The 21006-nt window shown below is 45.7% G+C and carries 20 protein-coding genes, 2 tRNA genes and 1 rRNA gene; all 23 read left to right on the plus strand.

What is annotated here, in order from left to right; genetic code table 11:
• Positions 1 to 3: 3 nt before the first annotated feature.
• A complete protein-coding gene (locus MST20_RS20555; RefSeq protein ID WP_003178226.1) occupies positions 4 to 402 on the plus strand; it encodes a S1 domain-containing RNA-binding protein in 399 nt (132 codons plus the stop codon).
• 152 nt (positions 403 to 554) lie between these two features.
• Positions 555 to 628: transfer RNA gene (locus MST20_RS20560), tRNA-Met, on the plus strand.
• 10 nt (positions 629 to 638) lie between these two features.
• Positions 639 to 710: transfer RNA gene (locus tag MST20_RS20565), tRNA-Glu, on the plus strand.
• A 210-nt stretch (positions 711 to 920) separates the two neighbouring features.
• On the plus strand, positions 921 to 3410 hold the full coding sequence (gene spoIIE, locus MST20_RS20570; RefSeq protein ID WP_243944482.1) for a stage II sporulation protein E: 2490 nt from the start codon (positions 921 to 923) through the stop codon (positions 3408 to 3410).
• A gap of 76 nt (positions 3411 to 3486) precedes the next feature.
• Complete coding sequence (locus tag MST20_RS20575; protein WP_243944484.1) at positions 3487 to 4224, plus strand: vWA domain-containing protein; 738 nt, start codon at positions 3487 to 3489, stop codon at positions 4222 to 4224.
• Entirely contained in the window at positions 4193 to 5227 is a 1035-nt protein-coding gene (locus tag MST20_RS20580) for a protein kinase domain-containing protein (RefSeq protein WP_243944486.1), read from the plus strand. The genes MST20_RS20575 and MST20_RS20580 overlap by 32 nt, the downstream gene beginning before the upstream one ends.
• Positions 5228 to 5329: 102 nt before the next feature.
• Positions 5330 to 6754 carry a tRNA lysidine(34) synthetase TilS gene (gene tilS / locus MST20_RS20585; protein WP_243944488.1) on the plus strand — a complete coding sequence of 475 codons (1425 nt, stop codon included), beginning with the start codon at positions 5330 to 5332 and terminating at the stop codon, positions 6752 to 6754.
• A complete protein-coding gene (hpt, locus tag MST20_RS20590) occupies positions 6744 to 7283 on the plus strand; it encodes a hypoxanthine phosphoribosyltransferase (protein WP_243944490.1) in 540 nt (179 codons plus the stop codon). The genes tilS and hpt overlap by 11 nt, the downstream gene beginning before the upstream one ends.
• A gap of 96 nt (positions 7284 to 7379) precedes the next feature.
• Positions 7380 to 9299: an ATP-dependent zinc metalloprotease FtsH gene (ftsH, locus tag MST20_RS20595; protein ID WP_065644004.1), complete on the plus strand. Its 1920-nt coding sequence runs from the start codon at positions 7380 to 7382 to the stop codon at positions 9297 to 9299.
• 199 nt (positions 9300 to 9498) lie between these two features.
• Positions 9499 to 10275, plus strand: a complete 777-nt coding sequence (locus MST20_RS20600) for a type III pantothenate kinase (RefSeq protein ID WP_003178242.1) — start codon at positions 9499 to 9501, stop codon at positions 10273 to 10275.
• 11 nt (positions 10276 to 10286) lie between these two features.
• Positions 10287 to 11156 (plus strand): Hsp33 family molecular chaperone HslO, encoded by an 870-nt coding sequence (gene hslO / locus MST20_RS20605; RefSeq protein ID WP_243944491.1) that lies wholly within the window; start codon positions 10287 to 10289, stop codon positions 11154 to 11156.
• A 52-nt stretch (positions 11157 to 11208) separates the two neighbouring features.
• Complete coding sequence (locus MST20_RS20610) at positions 11209 to 12099, plus strand: peptidyl-prolyl cis-trans isomerase (RefSeq protein WP_243944493.1); 891 nt, start codon at positions 11209 to 11211, stop codon at positions 12097 to 12099.
• 75 nt (positions 12100 to 12174) lie between these two features.
• Entirely contained in the window at positions 12175 to 13098 is a 924-nt protein-coding gene (gene cysK, locus MST20_RS20615; protein ID WP_065644008.1) for a cysteine synthase A, read from the plus strand.
• Between the two features lie 198 nt (positions 13099 to 13296).
• Complete coding sequence (locus tag MST20_RS20620; protein WP_243944505.1) at positions 13297 to 14727, plus strand: anthranilate synthase component I family protein; 1431 nt, start codon at positions 13297 to 13299, stop codon at positions 14725 to 14727.
• A complete protein-coding gene (gene pabA / locus MST20_RS20625) occupies positions 14724 to 15308 on the plus strand; it encodes an aminodeoxychorismate/anthranilate synthase component II (protein WP_023855970.1) in 585 nt (194 codons plus the stop codon). Before MST20_RS20620 ends, pabA begins: the two co-directional genes overlap by 4 nt.
• The gene (gene pabC, locus MST20_RS20630) at positions 15305 to 16174 is read left to right on the plus strand and encodes an aminodeoxychorismate lyase (protein ID WP_243944495.1); all 870 of its coding nucleotides are present in this window, start codon (positions 15305 to 15307) and stop codon (positions 16172 to 16174) included. Before pabA ends, pabC begins: the two co-directional genes overlap by 4 nt.
• A gap of 5 nt (positions 16175 to 16179) precedes the next feature.
• The gene (folP, locus tag MST20_RS20635; protein ID WP_243944497.1) at positions 16180 to 17037 is read left to right on the plus strand and encodes a dihydropteroate synthase; all 858 of its coding nucleotides are present in this window, start codon (positions 16180 to 16182) and stop codon (positions 17035 to 17037) included.
• Positions 17030 to 17392, plus strand: a complete 363-nt coding sequence (gene folB / locus MST20_RS20640) for a dihydroneopterin aldolase (protein ID WP_023855968.1) — start codon at positions 17030 to 17032, stop codon at positions 17390 to 17392. Before folP ends, folB begins: the two co-directional genes overlap by 8 nt.
• Positions 17389 to 17889: a 2-amino-4-hydroxy-6-hydroxymethyldihydropteridine diphosphokinase gene (gene folK / locus MST20_RS20645; RefSeq protein ID WP_243944499.1), complete on the plus strand. Its 501-nt coding sequence runs from the start codon at positions 17389 to 17391 to the stop codon at positions 17887 to 17889. The genes folB and folK overlap by 4 nt, the downstream gene beginning before the upstream one ends.
• Positions 17841 to 18050 (plus strand): helix-turn-helix domain-containing protein, encoded by a 210-nt coding sequence (locus tag MST20_RS20650; RefSeq protein ID WP_243944501.1) that lies wholly within the window; start codon positions 17841 to 17843, stop codon positions 18048 to 18050. Before folK ends, MST20_RS20650 begins: the two co-directional genes overlap by 49 nt.
• A gap of 16 nt (positions 18051 to 18066) precedes the next feature.
• On the plus strand, positions 18067 to 19068 hold the full coding sequence (gene dusB / locus MST20_RS20655; RefSeq protein WP_020449833.1) for a tRNA dihydrouridine synthase DusB: 1002 nt from the start codon (positions 18067 to 18069) through the stop codon (positions 19066 to 19068).
• 84 nt (positions 19069 to 19152) lie between these two features.
• Entirely contained in the window at positions 19153 to 20652 is a 1500-nt protein-coding gene (lysS, locus tag MST20_RS20660; RefSeq protein ID WP_026578986.1) for a lysine--tRNA ligase, read from the plus strand.
• 295 nt (positions 20653 to 20947) lie between these two features.
• Positions 20948 to 21006, plus strand: a 16S ribosomal RNA gene (locus MST20_RS20665); the annotation flags it as partial.

Raw genomic sequence — 21006 nt, forward strand, 5'->3', positions numbered from 1 at the left:
TTTATGTCGATTGAAGTTGGCAGCAAGTTGCAAGGGAAAGTAACAGGTATTACAAATTTCGGAGCGTTTGTTGAACTGCCTGGAGGATCAACAGGTCTTGTTCATATTAGCGAAGTAGCCGATAACTACGTGAAGGACATTAATGATCATCTGAAGGTTGGTGATCAAGTAGAAGTTAAAGTCATCAATGTTGAGAAAGATGGGAAAATCGGCTTGTCGATCAAAAAGGCTGTAGACCGTCCTCAATCATCAAGACCTGCGAGACCTAAAAATGATTTCCGCTCTAAAGAAACGTTTGAACAGAAAATGAATAAGTTTTTAAAAGACAGTGAAGATCGCTTATCGTCTCTAAAACGCAACACGGAATCAAAACGTGGAGGGCGCGGAGCAAGAAGAGGTTAACTTGCTGCTTTCTATATATACGAAAGGCATTCGTCTTATCCCAACGGATGCCTTTTTATTTTCTCTCATAAAATTTTTATTAAAATTTCTATTGACGGATAGGACAATCCTTTGTATTATAGAACTTGTGCGTTAAAAGAAATCAACAACATGGCGGTGTAGCTCAGCTGGCTAGAGCGTACGGTTCATACCCGTGAGGTCGGGGGTTCGATCCCCTCCGCCGCTACTTATATGAAGGCCCGTTGGTCAAGTGGTTAAGACACCGCCCTTTCACGGCGGTAACACGGGTTCGAATCCCGTACGGGTCATTCCGGAAACCGGCTTCTTCTGAAGCCGGTTTTTTTGCTGCATAAAAATACGCAAAATAACGGGAATGGACTCGACTTATCAAGAGTGATTGAAGCATGCTACAAAAAGCGTCGAACAGTTCTTTGAATTCATTACCTTCTTTTGACAAAATCCTATTTCATCTTTCGCTATAATGGCAAGCAACGAATAAACGAGTGGGAGATGAGAGCATGGAAAAAGCGGAAAGAAGAGTGAACAGCCCAATAGCTGGACCTGCTGTTCAAAAATTGTATTCATGGTTTGGCAGCACGACGAAGCTTGTGATGCAGCATTTATATTCCCTCTTTTTTTATAAAGGGCTGATCTATATGATCATCGGTTTTTTATTGGGACGAGCCTTCATTCTGTCAGAGGTCATTCCCTTTGCTCTTCCATTTTTCGGAGCGATGCTTTTAATTAAAAAAGATAAAGCTTTTCTTGCGTGCCTGGCGCTTCTTGCCGGGGCTCTGAGCATATCGCCTCAGCATTCGCTGTTCGTGCTTGCGGCTCTGGTTGCATTTGCGATATGTTCCAAAATGACGTCTCTTATTATAAAAGACCGCGTCAGAACGCTGCCTGTCGTTGTCTTTTTGGCGATGGCTGTGACAAGATGCGGATTCGTATATGCCGAATACGGAACGGTTTCGGGTTATCACTATATTATGGCTTTTGTTGAAGCCGGGTTATCGTTTATCCTCACACTGATTTTTTTGCAAAGCCTGCCGATTGTCACCTCAAAGCGGGCGAAACAGTCGCTGAAAATCGAAGAGATCATTTGTTTTATGATTTTAATCGCTTCTGTTCTCACAGGTTTGACAGGCGTTTCTTTTCAAGGCATGCAGGCTGAACTGATATTGGCCCGTTATGTCGTGCTCGCTTTCGCGTTCATCGGGGGCGCGAGCATCGGCTGTACAGTCGGAGTTGTGACCGGGCTGATCCTCAGCCTCTCAAATATCGGCAATTTATATCAGATGAGCCTGCTGGCTTTTTCAGGTCTTCTCGGCGGTTTGTTAAAAGAAGGAAAAAAGTTCGGTGCAGCGGTCGGCTTATTGATCGGATCTCTATTGATTTCTCTGTACGGAGAAGGTTCAGCTGAACTTGTGCCGACACTTTATGAATCACTGATTGCAATCGGCCTGTTCCTTTTAACCCCTCAGTCGATTACGAAAAAAGTGGCTAAGTATATACCGGGAACGACTGAACACGCTCAGGAACAGCAGCAGTATGCAAGAAAAATCCGCGATGTCACCGCGCAGAAGGTCGATCAGTTTTCGAGTGTTTTTCACGCATTATCCGAAAGCTTCGCTACCTTTTATCATTCGATTCCAGATGATGAAGGAAAAGAAAAAGAGATCGATTTGTTTTTGAGCACGGTGACAGAACACTCCTGCCAGTCCTGTTATAAGAAAAACAAGTGCTGGGTTCAGAACTTTGATAAAACATATGACTTGATGAAACGAGTTATGCAGGAAACAGAAGAAAAGCAATATTTTAAAAACCGCAAGCTGAAAAAGGAGTTTCATCAGCACTGCTCCAAATCAAAGCAAGTAGAAGCGCTGATGGAAGACGAGCTGTCTCATTTTAGGGCAAATCAGACATTAAAACAAAAGGTGCATGACAGCAGGCGTCTCGTCGCAGAGCAGCTGCTCGGAGTTTCTCAGGTTATGGCGGACTTTTCTCGGGAAATAAAAAGGGAGAGGGAGCAGCATTTTATTCAAGAAGAACAAATTCGGGATGCGCTGCAGCATTTCGGCATTGAAATTCAACAAGTCGAAATTTACAGTCTTGAGCAGGGCAACATCGATATCGAAATGAGTATCCCGTATTGCAACGGCCACGGGGAGTGTGAAAAAATCATCGCTCCGATGCTGTCCGATATTTTGGAAGAACAAATTATCGTCAAAGCGGAACAGTGTGCCGGCCATCCGAATGGATATTGTCATGTTGCTTTCGGTTCGGCGAAGTCATACAGGGTGGTGACGGGAGCCGCGCATGCAGCAAAAGGAGGAGGGCTTGTCTCCGGCGACAGCTACAATATGATGGAGCTCGGCACCGGCAAATATGCGGCCGCCATCAGCGATGGTATGGGAAATGGCGCAAGGGCCCATTTTGAAAGCAATGAGACGATCAAGCTGCTGGAAAAGATTCTTCAGTCGGGCATCGACGAAAAAGTGGCGATTAAAACGATCAACAGCATTCTTTCATTAAGGACGACAGATGAAATATATTCGACATTGGATTTATCGGTCATCGATCTTCAGGATGCGAGCTGCAAGTTTTTGAAAATCGGCTCTACCCCGAGCTTTATTAAAAGAGGCGATCAGATTATCAAAGTGCAGGCCAGCAATCTGCCGATCGGCATCATTACAGAATTCGATGTTGATGTAGTCAGCGAGCAATTAAAAGCGGGAGACCTTTTGATCATGATGAGCGACGGAATCTTTGAAGGGCCTAGACATGTTGAAAATCATGATCTGTGGATGAAGCGGAAATTGAAATCTCTGAAAACCGAGGAGCCGCAGGAAATCGCCGACTTGATCATGGAAGAAGTGATTCGGACAAGGTCGGGTCTGATTGAGGACGATATGACGGTGATTGTTATCAAGCTGGATCATAATACGCCAAAGTGGGCCTCCATTCCGGCGCCGTCTTTTTTCCAAAAGAATCAAGAGATTTCTTAGCTTTCGTATAAATCAAATTTCTTCTGGCGATGATGGAACTAAATCAAGATATCTTTGTCCAGGAGGAATAAAAACGATGAAAAAGGGGCACTTGAATCAAATCCTGCTTTTGACGGACGGCTGTTCAAACCGCGGCGAAGACCCGCAGGCCATGGCCGCCTTTGCGAAGGAGCAGGGGATTACCGTGAATGTGATTGGGATTATGGACGAGCATGAAATGGATCAGGAAGCGATGAAAGAAGTTGAAGGGATCGCTCTCGCAGGCGGGGGAGTTCACCAGGTTGTTTACGCGTCGCAGCTGTCGCAGACCGTTCAAATGGTGACAAAAAAGGCGATGACGCAAACCCTTCAAGGCGTTGTTAATAGTGAGCTCAAACAAATTCTCGGCAAGCATACCGAAATGGATGAACTGCCTCCTGATAAACGCGGTGAAGTCATGGAAGTCGTAGACGAGCTCGGCGAGACCGTACATCTTCATGTATTGGTTCTTGTCGATACAAGCGCGAGCATGAATCCGAAGCTGCCGACCGTTAAAGAAGCATTGATAGACCTTTCCATCAGTCTCAATTCAAGAATCGGCGAAAACGAATTTGCGATGCTTATATTTCCCGGGAAAAAACAAGAGGTCGAGCTTGTGCTTGATTGGACCCCGAAGTTTGAATCTCTTTCTTCGATATTTTCCAAGCTTTCAGCCGGCGGCATTACGCCGACAGGACCCGCAATACGAGAGGCGATTCAGCATTTTAACAAAATCGGCTCAAGAAGGAGAATGTTAGAAGACAATGAAAAACGCTTCGACGAGTTTGGCGGCTAGTCTAAAGCCGGGTGCAGCCGTTGTTGGAAAGTGGAACAATCATTCCTACAAGATCATCAGACATCTTGGAAAAGGGGCGAATGGCGTTGTGTATCTGGCCGATTCAGGAAAGGGCCGCGTTGCATTAAAAGTGAGCGATGACAGCCTGTCCATTACCTCGGAAGTGAATGTTCTGAAATCTTTCTCAAAGGCCCAGGCAAAAGCAATGGGGCCTTCTTTTTTTGATGTGGATGACATGGTTGTTGCGGGCACGGGCAAAAAACTCTCATTTTATGTGATGGAATATATTGAAGGTCCGCTTCTTCTAAGATATGTAAACGAAAAAGGCGAGGAATGGATTCCGGTGCTGATCAGCCAGCTTCTCTCAAGTCTGTCGGCCATTCATCGCGAAGGATGGGTGTTTGGGGATTTAAAGCCCGAGAATTTAATCGTGACGGGCCCGCCGCCGCAAATCCGCTGCATTGATGTGGGCGGGACGACAAAAGAAGGCCGGGCAATCAAGGAATATACTGAGTTTTTTGACAGAGGCTATTGGGAATTCGGAACCCGTAAGGCTGAGCCGTCGTATGATCTGTTTTCAGTCGCCATGATTATGGTGAACTGTGCGGTGAAAAAAGAATTTAAAAAGACAGCAAGACCTCAGGAACAGCTTATGTCAGTCATCGACGGACAGCCGTTTTTAAAGCGGTATAAGCCGGTTCTTGCTTCTGCTTTAAAAGGAAGCTATCGAACAGCTGATGAAATGAAGGGAGACCTCCTGGAAATCGGCCGGCCTGCCCGAATGCAAAGCAGCCGCCAGTCGAGAACCGCCCGTTCTTCATCGGCATCCGCCCCGTCTCAAGGCCCGCGGCATAAGCGGGGGACGCCTCAGCAGCAAAGGTTAAGGAGCGGGCGTAGAAAGCAAAGAAACAGTTCTAAATCCGGCGGTGTTTTTGAAACGCTGCTAATCGTCGTAAGCGTTCTTGCCCTTTACTTTGCGTATATCGTTCTCTTTTTTATTTAGCTCTGCTTTGCCGGCGGATAGCTCTTCTTTGCAGGGACCGATTGAAAGTGTTAGGATATTTATATCTTTTGAAATACACCCTGCTCTTAGTGGGAGGACATTGTGAAAAGTATTGAAGATTTCATGAAAAAATACGAACTGTCATTTGATGGATCGACACTGGTTGCAGGTGTCTCCGGCGGGCCTGATTCGATGGCGCTGCTGCATGCTCTGCACCGTACGGTTCCTGCCTCGGCGACGCTGATTGCCGCACACGTCGATCATATGTTCAGAGGCGAAGAGTCTGAGCAGGATATGCGGTTCGTTCAGGACTACTGCGAGGCGGAAGGCATACAATGCGAGGCGGTGCAAATCGATGTCCTGACATTTGCCGCGGAAAACAATCTGAATAAACAGGCTGCTGCGAGAGAATGCCGGTATGCGTTTTTTCAAGAGTTAATGAAAAGGCGTCGGGCTGAATATCTGGTTCTGGCTCATCACGGAGATGATCAGGTGGAAACGATGCTGATGAAGATGGCAAAAGGCACTGTCGGGCTCGGGCTTGCGGGAATTCAGCCAAAGCGCCGTTTTGACAGCGGCTGGCTGCTCAGGCCGTTTCTAAGGCTGTCAAAGGATGATCTTTTGGCTTACTGCAAAGAGAATCGAATACCGTATAGAACCGATCCGAGCAACAGTGAGGATGATTACACCAGGAACCGGTTCAGGCACCATGTTCTCCCTTTTCTGAAGAAAGAGTCGGAAGATGTCCATAAAAGGTTTCAATCCGTCAGTGAATTCCTGACAGAAGACGAATTATACTTACAGGCATTAACGAAAGATAAAATGAATACAGTAATCACAAGCAAGTCAAGTTCCGGTGTCGAAATCAGCATCGATCGGCTTCTTGCACTCCCTATGCCTTTACAAAGAAGGGGAGTTCATCTAATATTAAACTATCTTTATGAAAACGTTCCATCAGCGTTTTCAGCCCATCTTATTCAAGTGTTTCTGGATTGGATTTCACAAGGTGGACCATCCGGTTCCCTTGATTTTCCGAATGGGTTAAAAGTTGCAAAATCTTATCATACATGTTTGTTTACATTTCAGCGTTTACAATGTGAAAATGTTTCCTATCATTATGAAATAAGCGGGGCAGACGAAGAAGAACTGATGCTTCCCGACGGCTCCTCCCTTCATGTGAGCGGACCCGGTTCAACCCGGAAGCTGCAAGGAAACGATGTTTTTGCAACAAGTCCCAAGCAGGTTCAATTTCCCCTTTATGTACGGACAAGGCAAAATGGAGACCGAGTCAAACTTAAAGGGATGAACGGCTCAAAAAAGGTTAAAGATATATTTATTGATGAAAAAGTGCCTCTTGCGAAAAGAGACAGCTGGCCCATTGTAACAGACGCGGTTGGAAACATTATTTGGATACCTGGTCTGAAAAAAACCATTTTTGAGGAACTTGATGTTACAAACAATGATCGCATTGTATTACAATATAGACAGCATGAAAAGTGTAGGGGGCTAGCAAAGAATGAAACATGATATTGAAAATATCTTGATCTCAGAAGAAGAGATCCAAAAGAAAGTCAAGGAGCTGGGCGCGACTCTGACAGAAGAGTACAGCGGCAAGTTTCCGCTGGCAATCGGTGTGTTAAAGGGAGCCATGCCGTTTATGGCTGATCTTTTGAAGCATATTGATACATATTTGGAAATGGATTTCATGGATGTATCAAGCTACGGCAGTTCAACGGTTTCTTCCGGAGAGGTAAAAATCATTAAGGATTTGGACACATCTGTAGAGGGCCGTGACATCTTAATTATTGAGGATATCATCGACAGTGGGCTGACCTTGAGTTATCTTGTAGAGCTTTTCCGATACCGCAAAGCTAAATCGATTAAGATTGTAACCCTTCTTGATAAACCAAGCGGACGAAAAGCGGATATCAAAGCGGATTACGTCGGCTTTGAAGTTCCCGATGCTTTCGTTGTCGGATACGGTCTCGATTATGCTGAACGCTATCGTAACCTTCCGTACATCGGAGTGCTGAAACCTGCGGTTTATGAGAGCTGATTCGGGCTTGTTAGCGAAAGGGATATCTGTTGTATTGGAACGATTTTCTATGATACTATTGAACATAGTTGTGCTTACTGTGGGAGGAGGTAAGGAATGAATCGGGTCTTCCGTAATACCATTTTTTATTTACTTATTTTATTAGTTGTGATCGGAGTTGTGAGCTACTTCCAAACCGCAAATCCGAAAACAGAAAATATGACGTATAGTGACTTTGTTTCAAACCTAGATAACGGGAAGGTTGAAAATGTCTCCATCCAGCCTGTCAGGGGTGTGTACGAGGTTCGGGGGCAGCTGACGACCTATGAGAAAGATCAATATTTCCTGACCCATGTTCCTGAAGGAAAAGGGGCAGATCAAATCATTGATCAAGTGAAAAAAACGAAGATACAAGTAGAACCTGCACAGGAAGCAAATGGATGGATGACGTTCTTTACCACCATCATCCCTTTTGTTATTATCTTCATTCTTTTCTTCTTCCTGCTTAATCAGGCTCAAGGCGGCGGAAGCCGTGTTATGAACTTTGGAAAAAGCAAGGCGAAGCTCTATACAGAAGAAAAGAAACGCGTCAAATTCAAAGATGTGGCAGGAGCGGATGAAGAAAAGCAAGAGCTTGTGGAAGTCGTTGATTTCCTCAAGGATCCCCGCAAATTCGCCGAACTCGGAGCAAGGATTCCGAAAGGCGTGCTTTTGGTCGGACCTCCGGGTACCGGTAAAACATTGCTGGCGAAAGCTTGTGCCGGTGAAGCAGGGGTGCCTTTCTTCAGCATCAGCGGATCTGACTTCGTTGAAATGTTCGTCGGGGTTGGTGCATCACGTGTTCGCGACTTGTTCGAAAACGCCAAGAAAAATGCGCCTTGTCTGATTTTCATCGATGAAATTGATGCTGTCGGACGCCAGCGGGGAGCAGGCCTTGGCGGAGGGCACGATGAACGTGAACAGACGCTCAACCAGCTTCTTGTTGAAATGGACGGATTCAGCGCCAATGAAGGAATCATCATTATCGCTGCGACAAACCGCGCCGATATTTTAGACCCTGCATTGCTGCGTCCGGGACGTTTTGACCGTCAAATTACAGTTGACCGCCCAGATGTCAAAGGTCGTGAAGCTGTACTTCAAGTACACGCAAGAAACAAGCCGCTTGATGAATCCGTAAACTTAAAAGCGATCGCGATGCGGACGCCTGGTTTCTCAGGTGCGGATCTTGAAAACCTTCTAAATGAAGCGGCTCTCGTAGCGGCGCGTCAAGATAAGAAAAAGATCGATATGCGAGACATCGATGAAGCGACAGACCGCGTCATCGCCGGACCTGCAAAGAAAAGCAGGGTAATTTCGAAAAAAGAACGCAATATCGTGGCTTATCACGAGGCGGGACACACCGTAATTGGACTTGTCTTGGATGAAGCGGATATGGTGCATAAAGTAACGATCGTACCGCGCGGCCAAGCGGGCGGATATGCCGTCATGCTTCCTAAGGAAGACCGTTATTTCCAAACCAAACCCGAACTTCTTGATAAGATCGTCGGCTTGCTTGGAGGCCGTGTAGCTGAAGAAATCATCTTCGGTGAGGTCAGCACGGGTGCCCATAACGACTTCCAGCGCGCTACAGGCATTGCCAGACGAATGGTAACCGAATTCGGTATGTCTGAAAAGCTCGGTCCTCTTCAATTCGGACAATCGCAAGGCGGGCAAGTGTTCTTAGGACGCGATTTCAACAATGACCAGAACTACAGCGACGCGATTGCGTATGAAATCGATAAAGAAATTCAGCGCTTCATTAAGGAATGTTATGAACGTGCAAAAACAATCCTTACTGAAAATCGCGACAAACTTGAGCTGATCGCTCAAACGTTGCTGGAAGTTGAAACGCTCGACGCTGAGCAAATCAAACATTTGTCTGAGCACGGAAGACTTCCTGATCGCACATATTCTGATGATCAGGAAAAGACAGACGATGTGAAAGTTAACATCAATAAACGAGATGACGAAGAGAAAAACGAGGATGAAAAAGAGTAACGACTCTATTCCGTCTCTTCAAGAAAACTGCCAAGCGCTGCTTTTGGCAGTTTTCTTTTTTATGGTTGAAAAACCTCTTTGGAAAATCTTTGTTCACTACGATTTGATTCGTTTACAAACAGAATCGGCATCGTGTATTGTATGATGGTAGAATGTTTTATGCCCAAGTAAGAGAAACTAGTCAAAAGTGGTGATCAGAATGTTGCTTGTTATAGATGTGGGAAATACAAACACCGTCCTCGGCATCTACCACGAGGGAGAGCTCGAATATCATTGGCGGATTGAGACAAGCCGTCATAAAACGGAAGATGAATTCGGCATGCTTCTTCGTTCTTTATTTGATTATGTCGGACTGATGTTTGACCAGATCGAAGGAATTATTATTTCATCAGTTGTACCTCCGATCATGTTCTCCCTCGAAAGAATGTGTATTAAATATTTTCAGATCGAGCCTCAGATTGTCGGTCCGGGAATGAAAACAGGATTAAACATAAAATACGATAATCCGAAAGAAGTCGGAGCAGACCGCATTGTAAATGCAGTGGCGGCTATTCATCTCTATGGAAGCCCCCTGATTGTCGTTGATTTTGGAACCGCTACAACGTACTGTTATATTAACGAGCGCAAGGAGTACATGGGCGGTGCGATCGCGCCGGGCATCACGATTTCAACTGAAGCGCTTTATTCGAGAGCTGCCAAGCTTCCCAGAATTGAAATTGCACGGCCAGATCATATTGTCGGCAAAAGTACGGTCAGCGCGATGCAGTCCGGAATCCTTTACGGTTATGTCGGACAGGTTGAAGGCATTGTCAAACGGATGAAGTGGCAGTCCAAGAAAAATCCGAAAGTCATTGCGACGGGCGGTCTTGCTTCATTGATAGCAGACGAATCGGACTGCATCGATATCGTTGACCCGTTCCTTACGTTGAAGGGACTAGAGCTTATTTATGAACGGAATCGTGTTGAAAGTGTATAGGAGGATGAGGTATGGATTATTTAGTGAAAGCCATCGCATATGACGGCAAAGTGAGAGCATATGCAGCGAATACAACAGAAACGATTCATGAAGCCCAAAGAAGGCATAACACATGGCCTACCGCTTCCGCCGCTTTAGGAAGAACGATGACGGCGGCTGTCATGCTCGGTGCCATGCTGAAAGGCGAAGACAAGCTTACCGTCAAGATTGAAGGAGGCGGACCGATCGGCGCGATTGTTGCTGACGGAAATGCAAAAGGAGATGTCAGGGGCTACGTGTCCAATCCGCACGTTCATTTCGACTTAAATGAACACGGCAAACTGGACGTCAGAAGAGCCGTCGGTACGTCCGGCACACTAAGCGTAGTAAAAGATCTCGGTCTCCGCGATTTATTTACAGGCCAGGTTGAGATCGTTTCCGGAGAAATCGGCGAGGATTTTACATATTATCTTGTATCTTCTGAACAGGTTCCTTCTTCGGTGGGTGTAGGGGTGCTCGTCAATCCCGACAATACGATTTTAGCTGCAGGCGGATTTATCCTTCAGTTGCTGCCGGGCACGGACGATGAAACCATCACGAAGCTTGAAACAAACCTTTCTCAAGTGGAGCCCATTTCAAAGCTGATACAGAAAGGTCTGACACCTGAGGAAGTGCTGGCTGCGGTATTAGGAGAAAAACCGGAAGTACTGGAAACCGTTCCTGTCCGGTTTGCATGCAATTGTTCAAAAGAGCGTTTCGCAAGAGGCATCATCGGTCTTGGCAAAGATGAAATTCAACAGATGATTGATGAAGATGGCCATGCTGAGGCTCAATGCCATTTTTGCAATGAAACGTATCTGTTTACAAAGGAAGAGCTAGAAGCGATTCGAGATGAAATATAAGCCCGCTATGCAATAGCGGGTCTTTTACAATGGGGAAAGGGGAGACACCATATTGAAATCAAGAACACTTTGGCCGATTATTTTAGGTGCGATTTTTGTCAATTGTATCGTGATCGCGTATGTTTTGACGAAATCGCAGACAGCTTCTTCACCGTCCGCTCAAGAAGTCATTGCACATATCGGAAAAAACGGCATCACTCGTGAAGAATGGCTGAGCGAAATGGAAGAGCGCTACGGAAAATCAACGCTTGAAGATATGATCAACGACCGCGTTGTCACCCAAATGGCCGAAAAAAATAAGATCAAAGTGTCTGATGAAGACATTGAAAGAGAATTTCTGCTGATTAAAGCTGTATACAATTCCTTCTACGAAGACGAAGGCACGACAGAAAAAGAATGGAAAGAGCAGATTAAGCATAATATTCTTCTTGAAGAGCTTCTGACAAAAGATATTGTGATTTCTGACAGCGAATTAAAGTCATTCTATAACAAAAATAAGGACTTATATAAATTCGATGATTCTTATCGCCTCAAGCATATCGTTGTCAAAGATAAAGACGAAGCAGAACAAGTTCTTAAAGAGCTGAAAGAAGGATCCAGCTTTGAAGCGGCCGCGGCTGAACACTCGACTGACCGGTACACGGCTCCTTACGGCGGCGACCTCGGGTTCGTCAATGATCAGCACGAAAACATTCCGGCCGAATATTTAGAGAAAGCTCAGCAGCTAAAGGAAAATCAATGGGTGGATGAACCGATAAAAACGAGCCAGGGCTATGCAATCATCCAGCTCAAAGAGAAGCTCCCGGGGCAAGCTTTCACTTACAGCGAAGTGAAAGATCAAATCAGAAGACAGATCGCGATGGATCAATTAGGCGACAAAGCTTCGGTGAAGACGCTTTGGAAAGATGCGAAAGTATCTTGGTTTTATGACGATAAAAAATAAAGATTGACAAAATATTTTGATATTGATAAATTAGATATAATCCCAATAAAATTACTCGGAAATTGAGGTGTTCAAATGGTTCGCGTTGCAAACTCTGTTTATGACTTAATCGGAAATACACCTGTCGTTAAATTAAATCGACTAGTTGATGAAGACAGTGCTGAAGTATATGTGAAACTGGAGTATATGAACCCTGGAAGCAGCGTAAAAGACCGGATTGCGCTTGCCATGATAGAAGACGCTGAAGAGAAAGGCCTTCTGAAAGAAGGAGATACACTGATTGAACCGACCAGCGGAAATACGGGAATCGGACTTGCCATGGTCGCTGCAGCGAAGGGCATCAAAGCGATTCTTGTTATGCCTGATACAATGAGTTCTGAGCGCCGCAACCTTCTGCGTGCATATGGAGCTGAGCTTGTGCTGACTCCGGGTGCAGAAGGAATGAAAGGCGCGATTAAAAAAGCGGAAGAACTGGCTGAGGAACACGGCTATTTTATGCCTCAGCAATTTAACAATCCTGCGAACGCAGAAGTTCACCGCCGCACGACGGGAAAAGAAATCGCCGAACAATTCGGAGACGGTTTAGATGCATTCATTGCAGGTATCGGAACCGGCGGAACGATAACAGGTGCCGGAGAAGTCCTGAAAGAAAAAAATCCGTCCATCAAGATTTTCGCGGTGGAACCGACTGATTCTCCTGTTCTTTCCGGTGGAAAACCAGGTCCGCACAAAATTCAGGGAATCGGAGCGGGATTCGTTCCGGAAATCTTGAATACGGAAATTTACGATGAAATCATCACAGTGAAAAACGAAGAAGCCTTTGAATTTGCCCGTAAAGCGGCGAGAGAAGAAGGTATTCTCGGAGGAATTTCTTCGGGCGCGGCGATTTATGCTGCTCTTCAAGTCGCTAAAAAGCTTGGGAAAGGCAAAAAAGTTCTCGCTGTGCTTCCTAGTAACGGAGAGAGATACTTAAGCACGCCTCTTTATCAATTTGAATAGGCTCCAGCTGAAACGGGAGGCTGCCGACGATGTCGGCGGCCTTTTGTTATTCACGGGCGAGGCCATTTTAAAAGCTCGGTGTCCTTGAGTGAACATGCTCAAGGACTTTTTTCTATATTGGAAATGAAATTCTCTTTTCCTAGAAAAAAGATATGCATTACAATAAGGACATTAGACTAACGGCAGAGGAATGATATGATGAGACAACGAAGGCCTGTAGCCAGAGCGTTCCCATTTTCCAATCAAAGGTTTTTAGAGCAATTTGAAAGCCTGTCGAAAGGAAAGCAATACCGCGTTCTGCTCGAAAGCGCGAGAGGCGGAGAATACAGCATAGCCGGGCTCGACCCTGTCGCAATAGCAAAAGGGAAAGACGGCATCACGACGATTCAATACAAAGGGGACATCATATTCAAAGAGGGGGATCCGTTTCTGCAGTTTTCTCAGTGGTTTGAAACGCTGAAAACGGAGACGGTTGCAGATTTTCCCGACTTTCAGGGCGGGGCTGTCGGTTTTCTAAGCTATGACTATGCCCGATATATTGAGAAATTCAAAATCCTGTCTATCGATGATCTGCAAACGCCGGATTTATTCTTTCTCGTATTTGATGATATAGCCGTCTATGACCATAAGCAGCAGCAGCTTTGGGTGATTACCCACACCGATGAAGAAACGCCGGCCGCTGCGGAAGAGAAATTGGACAGGCTTGAGCAAATATGGAAGGCGGAACATCCGAAGACCGCTGGCGGTCATCAACCAAATGATAATAAAAGCCTGTCATTCGCGGCCTCATTTACAGAAGCCGGATTTTCACAGGCCGTTGAGAAAGTGAAGCAATACATTGCAAGCGGCGACGTATTTCAGGTGAACCTTTCTGTTCGCCAGTCGGAGCGCCTGTCTGCGCCTCCTTATGAGGTGTATAAGATGTTAAGAGAAATCAATCCTTCTCCGTACATGTCCTACTTGGAAACCCCGGATTTTCAAATCATCTGCGGGTCGCCCGAACTGCTCATTAAGAAAAAGGGCACCAGGCTTGAAACAAGACCGATTGCCGGGACGAGATCCCGCGGGGCGAATGAAGCGGAGGATGAAGCGCTCGCGAACGAACTGATCATGAATGAAAAAGAGCGCGCCGAACATGTAATGCTCGTTGATTTAGAGCGTAATGACCTCGGCAGGGTCTCCAAGTACGGTTCGGTCAGGGTCGATGAATTCATGCTGATTGAGAAGTATTCCCACGTTATGCATATCGTCTCTAACGTGTGCGGTGAACTAAGGGACGAATGCGATGCCGTGGATGTCATCCATGCCGTGTTTCCCGGCGGTACGATTACAGGAGCGCCGAAAGTCAGAACGATGGAAATTATAGAGGAGCTTGAGCCGACGAGACGGGGGCTTTATACTGGTTCTATAGGATGGTTCGGATATAATCAGGATATGCACTTTAATATCGTTATCCGAACGATTTATGTGAAAGCGGGCCAGGCGTTCATGCAGTCCGGAGCTGGAATCGTCATCGATTCCAACCCTAAGCATGAATATAAAGAGTCAATTAAAAAGGCCCTGGCGATGAAAAAGGCGCTGCAGTTGAGTGAAGAAGAGAAAAAAGAGCAGAGGAGAGCTGAGATATGATTCTAATGATCGACAATTACGATTCATTTACGTACAATTTGGTTCAGTATTTAGGCGAGCTTGGCGAGGAGTTAGTCGTCAAGCGGAACGATGAGATCACGCTTCAGGAAATAGAGGATATGTCGCCTGACTTTTTGATGATATCTCCCGGTCCTTGCAGTCCGGATGAGGCCGGGATCAGCCTTGAAGCGATCCGCCATTTTGCCGGGAAGATACCGATTTTCGGAGTCTGTCTCGGACATCAGTCGATCGCCCAGGTTTTCGGCGGCGATGTTGTCAGGGCGGAACGGTTAATGCATGGGAAAACTTCCGAGATTTTGCACGACGGGTTGACGGTCTTTAAAGACTTGGAACATCCGCTCACGGCCACGAGGTATCATTCGTTGATCGTAAAACCGGATACGCTGCCCGGTTGTTTTGTGACATCGGCTTGGACGGAAGAAGGGGAGATTATGGCCATCAGGCATAAAGAACTGCCCATTGAAGGCGTTCAGTTCCATCCGGAGTCGATTATGACTGCCTCCGGAAAAGAAATGCTGAAGAATTTTATTGAGACTTACCGAAAGAAAGTGAACACATGATCATTTACATGAACGGTCAATATGTGAAGGAGGAGGAAGCAAGACTTTCTCCTTTTGACCATGGTTTTTTATACGGAATCGGGGTATTTGAAACGTTCCGCCTTTATGAAGGGGAGCCCTTCCTTTTAGACCGTCATATGGACAGACTGAACAACGCTTTGGAACAGCTGAGAATTGAGCTGGAGCTGACAAAAAGCGAAGTGCTTGCCATTCTTGACAGGCTGCTTCAGTTGAATCAGCCCCCGAATCTGGATGCCAAGGTCCGGTTAAATATATCTGCCGGTCCCGGCGGCTCAGGCCTTTTTCCTGATTCATACAAAAAACCCGGTGTTATGGTGATGATGAATCCTTTTCATCCTGCATCGGTTCCGGTTGAAAAGGAAGGCGTCATCTTACAGGTCCGCCGCAATACGCCAGAAGGTCCGTTCCGCTTGAAATCACATCACTTTTTAAATAATTTGTTCGGAAAAAGGGAGCTCGGACCCGACCCTGCCAAAGAAGGGATTTTTCTTACCGAAGGCGGAGCTGTAGCCGAAGGGATCATTTCCAACATTTTTTGGCAAAAAGACGGTTGTGTATATACACCTTCTCTTGATACCGGCATATTAGGCGGCGTCACCCGGCGTTATGTCATCGAGCGCCTTGAAGATATGGGAATCGAAGTCATGCAGGGAGTATACCCTTTAAAGGAGCTTCTCTTTGCGGACGAAGCATGGATGACCAATTCCGTACAGGAAATCGTTCCATTCCGGAGAATCGGCAGCACTGAATTTCCGGGAAAGGATGGAAATTTGTCGAAACGTCTGCAAGAGGCATACACTAACGATAGAAAAGCAGCAAAAGACTATATTTCAATTAAAGGGTGAAGGATATGGCGCTTCAAACAGCGGTGCGTTCAAAGAAGCTGATCGCAAAGCAATACACATTGTCTTATGAAGATAAAACATTGATCATGGGGATTTTAAATGTGACGCCCGATTCTTTCTCAGACGGCGGAAAATATAACAGCATCGACCGCGCCGTCATTCATGCAAAGCAAATGATCGAAGACGGCGCCCATATCCTTGATATCGGAGGAGAATCGACAAGGCCGGGAGCGGAAAAGGTTTCTCTCGATGAGGAGCTGTCAAGGGTCATACCTGTAATTGAAAAACTTGTTCAGGAAATCGACGTGCCGATTTCCGTTGACACTTATAAAGCAAAAGTGGCGGATGAAGCGCTTAATGCCGGTGCAGCGATTATCAATGATGTCTGGGGAGCGAAAGCAGACCCTGACATGGCCCGGGTTGCGGCCGCTCATAATGTGCCGATTGTCTTGATGCATAACCGCGAGGAACGGAATTATAACGACTTGATCCCGGACATGCTGTCTGATTTGATGGAATGTGTGAGCATCGCAAAATCAGCAGGCGTTCAAGATCATCACATCGTCCTTGATCCCGGTATCGGCTTTGTCAAAACGTATCATGACAATCTGGCGGTCATGAACCAGCTTGAGAAATTCAGCGAACTCGGATACCCGGTTTTATTGGGGACGTCACGCAAAAAATTTATCGGCCGCGTCCTGGATCTTCCGCCTGAGGAGAGGGCGGAAGGCACGGGCGCGACGGTATGCCTCGGTATTCAAAAAGGGTGCGATATCGTCAGGGTGCATGACGTCAAGCAAATTTCCAGGATGGCAAAAATGATGGATGCCATGATTGATAAAGGAGGCGTTTATCATCGATAAAGTGTATGTAGAGGGCATGGAGTTTTATGGATATCACGGTGTTTTCAAAGAAGAAAACAAACTTGGCCAAAGATTCCGCGTTGATCTGACAGCTTTTCTAGACTTAAGCGAAGCCGGAAAAACGGATCGTATTGATGCCACCATTAACTATGCAGATCTGTATAAGCTGTGCAAAGAGGTTGTGGAGGGAGAGCCGGTTAACCTTGTCGAGACCCTCGCAGAAACGATTGCCGCAAAGGTGCTGAAGCATTTTGAAGCGGTTCAGGAATGTACGGTCAAAGTCGTCAAGCCTGATCCGCCTATACCGGGACACTATAAATCGGTGGCCATCGAGATGACGAGGAAACGACAATGAACAACACGGCATATATAGCGCTCGGCTCGAATATCGGCCAGCGGGAAGAATATTTAAAAAAAGCTGTCTCTCTCCTCCATCAACATCCGTCTGTACAGGTGACGGACATCTCGTCGATTTATGAAACAGATCCTGTCGGGTATACAGAACAAGATCTATTTTTAAACATGGCTGCAGCTGTTAAAACATCTCTTTCACCGTTTGAATTGCTTGAGTTGACTCAGCGTATTGAAAAAGAACTCGGCCGCAAACGCGACATCAGATGGGGGCCGAGGACTGCAGACCTTGACATTTTGTTGTATAATCGTGAAAATATTGAGACAGAGCAACTTATCGTTCCTCATCCTAGAATGCATGAACGTTTGTTTGTGCTCATCCCGCTGCTGGAGATTTATCCGGAGCTTGAGGGAGCTGTCAATCATGCGAAAAATCAAGAAGGTGTAAGAGTATGGAAGCAGAAATCTGGGGTAGACGAATTCGTGCATATCGAAAGCTGAAGGGTTATACTCAAGAAGGGTTTGCAAAAGCATTGGGTATATCCGTTTCTGTGCTTGGTGAAGTAGAACGCGGGAATCGTTTGCCGTCGGAAAGCATGCTCAGGGATGTAGCCAATACTTTAAATATAACAGTGGAGGAATTATCTCCATCAGAAGAATAAGAAAGGAGGACTAGAAATGTTTAAAATCGGTGATATAGAATTAAAAAACAGGGTTGTGCTTGCGCCGATGGCCGGTGTCTGCAACTCCGCCTTCCGCTTGACGGTTAAGGAATTCGGAGCGGGGTTAGTCTGCGCCGAAATGGTCAGCGATAAAGCGATCCTTTACAATAATGCAAAAACGATGGGAATGCTTTATATCGATGAACGTGAAAAACCGCTCAGCCTGCAGATCTTCGGCGGCGAAAAAGAAACGCTTGTCGAAGCGGCGAGGTTTGTTGATCAAAACACAACTGCGGATATTATTGATATAAACATGGGATGTCCGGTGCCAAAGATCACAAAATGTGATGCAGGAGCCAAATGGCTGCTTGATCCGAATAAAATTTATGAAATGGTTTCAGCAGTAGTGGAGGCCGTTGACAAGCCGGTGACCGTCAAAATGAGAATGGGCTGGGATGAAGACCATATCTTTGCCGTTGAGAATGCGAAAGCTGTAGAGCGCGCCGGCGGAAAAGCCGTCGCTCTTCACGGACGGACCCGCGTGCAAATGTACGAAGGAACGGCGAACTGGGATATTATCAAAGAAGTGAAGCAGTCCGTTTCAATACCGGTAATCGGAAACGGTGATGTCAAAACTCCGCAAGATGCAAAACGCATGCTTGATGAAACAGGGGTTGACGGTGTCATGATCGGCCGTGCAGCGCTGGGTAACCCGTGGATGATTTACCGTACGGTTCACTATTTGGAAACAGGCGAATTGAAAGATGAGCCAAAAGTGCGTGAGAAAATGTCTGTCTGCAAACTTCACCTTGACCGATTAATCGGGCTGAAAGGAGAAAATGTTGCGGTCCGCGAAATGAGAAAGCACGCAGCCTGGTATCTAAAAGGCATAAGAGGAAACGCAAAGGTCCGGAATGAAATCAACCATTGCGAAACGAGGGATGAGCTCGTTCAGCTTTTAGACGCGTTTACGATTGAAGCCGAGGCAAAAGAGCTTCAGGATGCAAAAGTAGGATAAATCCGACCTCTGCTCACTGCCAGTTTTCACTGGCAGTTTTTCTGCTTTTTTCCTGAAAGACTAAAAGTAACGGAGTGATATATGATGAGTCATGAAGAGCATAACCATGAAGAATTAAACGACCAGCTGCAAGTCAGGCGCGATAAAATGAATCAATTGAGAGAAAACGGGAAAGATCCTTTCGGGCAGCGTTTTGACCGCACCCATCAATCAACTGATCTCATTGAATCGTATAATGAATTCTCAAAAGAAGAATTAGAGGAAAAAGCAATTGAAGTGACGATTGCCGGCCGGATGATGACAAAGCGCGGAAAAGGAAAAGCGGGATTCGCGCACATTCAGGATTTAAAGGGCCAGATTCAGATCTATGTCAGAAAAGACAGTGTCGGTGAAGAGCAGTACGAATGGTTTAAAAGCTCTGACCTCGGGGACATCGTCGGCGTTACAGGCGTTATGTTTAAGACGAATGTAGGCGAATTGTCTGTAAAAGCTACATCTTTTGATTTATTAACAAAAGCACTTCGTCCGCTTCCGGACAAATATCACGGATTAAAAGACATCGAACAGCGTTACCGTCAGCGTTATTTGGACTTGATCGTAAATCCGGAAAGCAAAAATACGTTTATTACGCGCAGCAAAATCATTCAATCGATGAGAAGATACTTAGATGACCACGGATACTTAGAAGTTGAGACGCCTACGATGCACGCGATTCCGGGCGGAGCGTCTGCCCGTCCGTTCATTACGCATCATAATGCGCTTGATATGCCGCTTTACATGAGGATCGCTATCGAGCTCCATTTGAAAAGGCTGATTGTCGGCGGATTGGAAAAAGTCTATGAAATCGGACGTGTATTCCGAAATGAAGGTGTTTCCACACGGCACAATCCTGAATTTACGATGATCGAACTTTACGAAGCTTATGCTGACTATAAAGATATTATGAGCTTGACGGAAAACCTTATCGCTCATATTGCACAAGAAGTGCTTGGCACTACAACCGTTCAATACGGAGATTATGAAGTTGACCTCAAGCCTGAATGGAAGAGACTTCATATGGTCGATGCTGTTAAAGAAGCCACCGGTGTGGACTTCTGGAAGGAAGTATCGGTTGAAGAAGCAAGAGCATTCGCGAAAGAACACGGAATTGAAATTTCTGAAAGCATGTCAGTAGGACATATCATTAATGAGTTCTTCGAGCAAAAAGTTGAAGAAACGTTGATTCAGCCTACTTTTATATACGGACACCCTGTGGAGATTTCTCCACTCGCTAAGAAAAACCCTGAAGACCCTCGATTTACAGACCGTTTTGAGCTGTTTATCGTAGGCCGTGAACACGCGAATGCATTTACTGAATTAAATGATCCTATCGACCAAAAAGAACGCTTTGAAGCGCAATTAAAAGAACGTGAAGAAGGAAACGATGAAGCGCATATGATGGATGAAGACTTTGTCGAAGCACTGGAGTACGGAATGCCTCCTACCGGCGGTCTTGGAATCGGCATTGACAGACTGATTATGCTTTTGACGAATTCTCCTTCAATCAGGGACGTTTTACTATTCCCGCAAATGAGACATCGTTAATTGACGTTTGGGCAGCAGCCGCGTAACAAGCGGCGGCTGCCCATTTAAAACAAATTAAATTTTTTCTCAAAAAAGTATTGCACAATCATAAATACGGTGGTATATTATTATTCGTTGCCGCAAAACGGCGGCGAAAGAAAAAAAGAACTTAAAAAAAGTTCTTGACTTAATATACGAGATTGGATATAATATAAAAGTCGCTTTAATAATGATCTTTGAAAACTAAACAAGACAAACGTACCTGTTAATTCATTAAATAAATCGCACATGCGAATGTGCGTAGTCATTATCAAACTTCATGGAGAGTTTGATCCTGGCTCAGGACGAACGCTGGCGGCGTGCCTAATACATGCA

The sequence above is a fragment of the Bacillus sp. B19-2 genome, assembly GCF_022832475.1.
Lineage (GTDB): Bacteria > Bacillota > Bacilli > Bacillales > Bacillaceae > Bacillus > Bacillus paralicheniformis.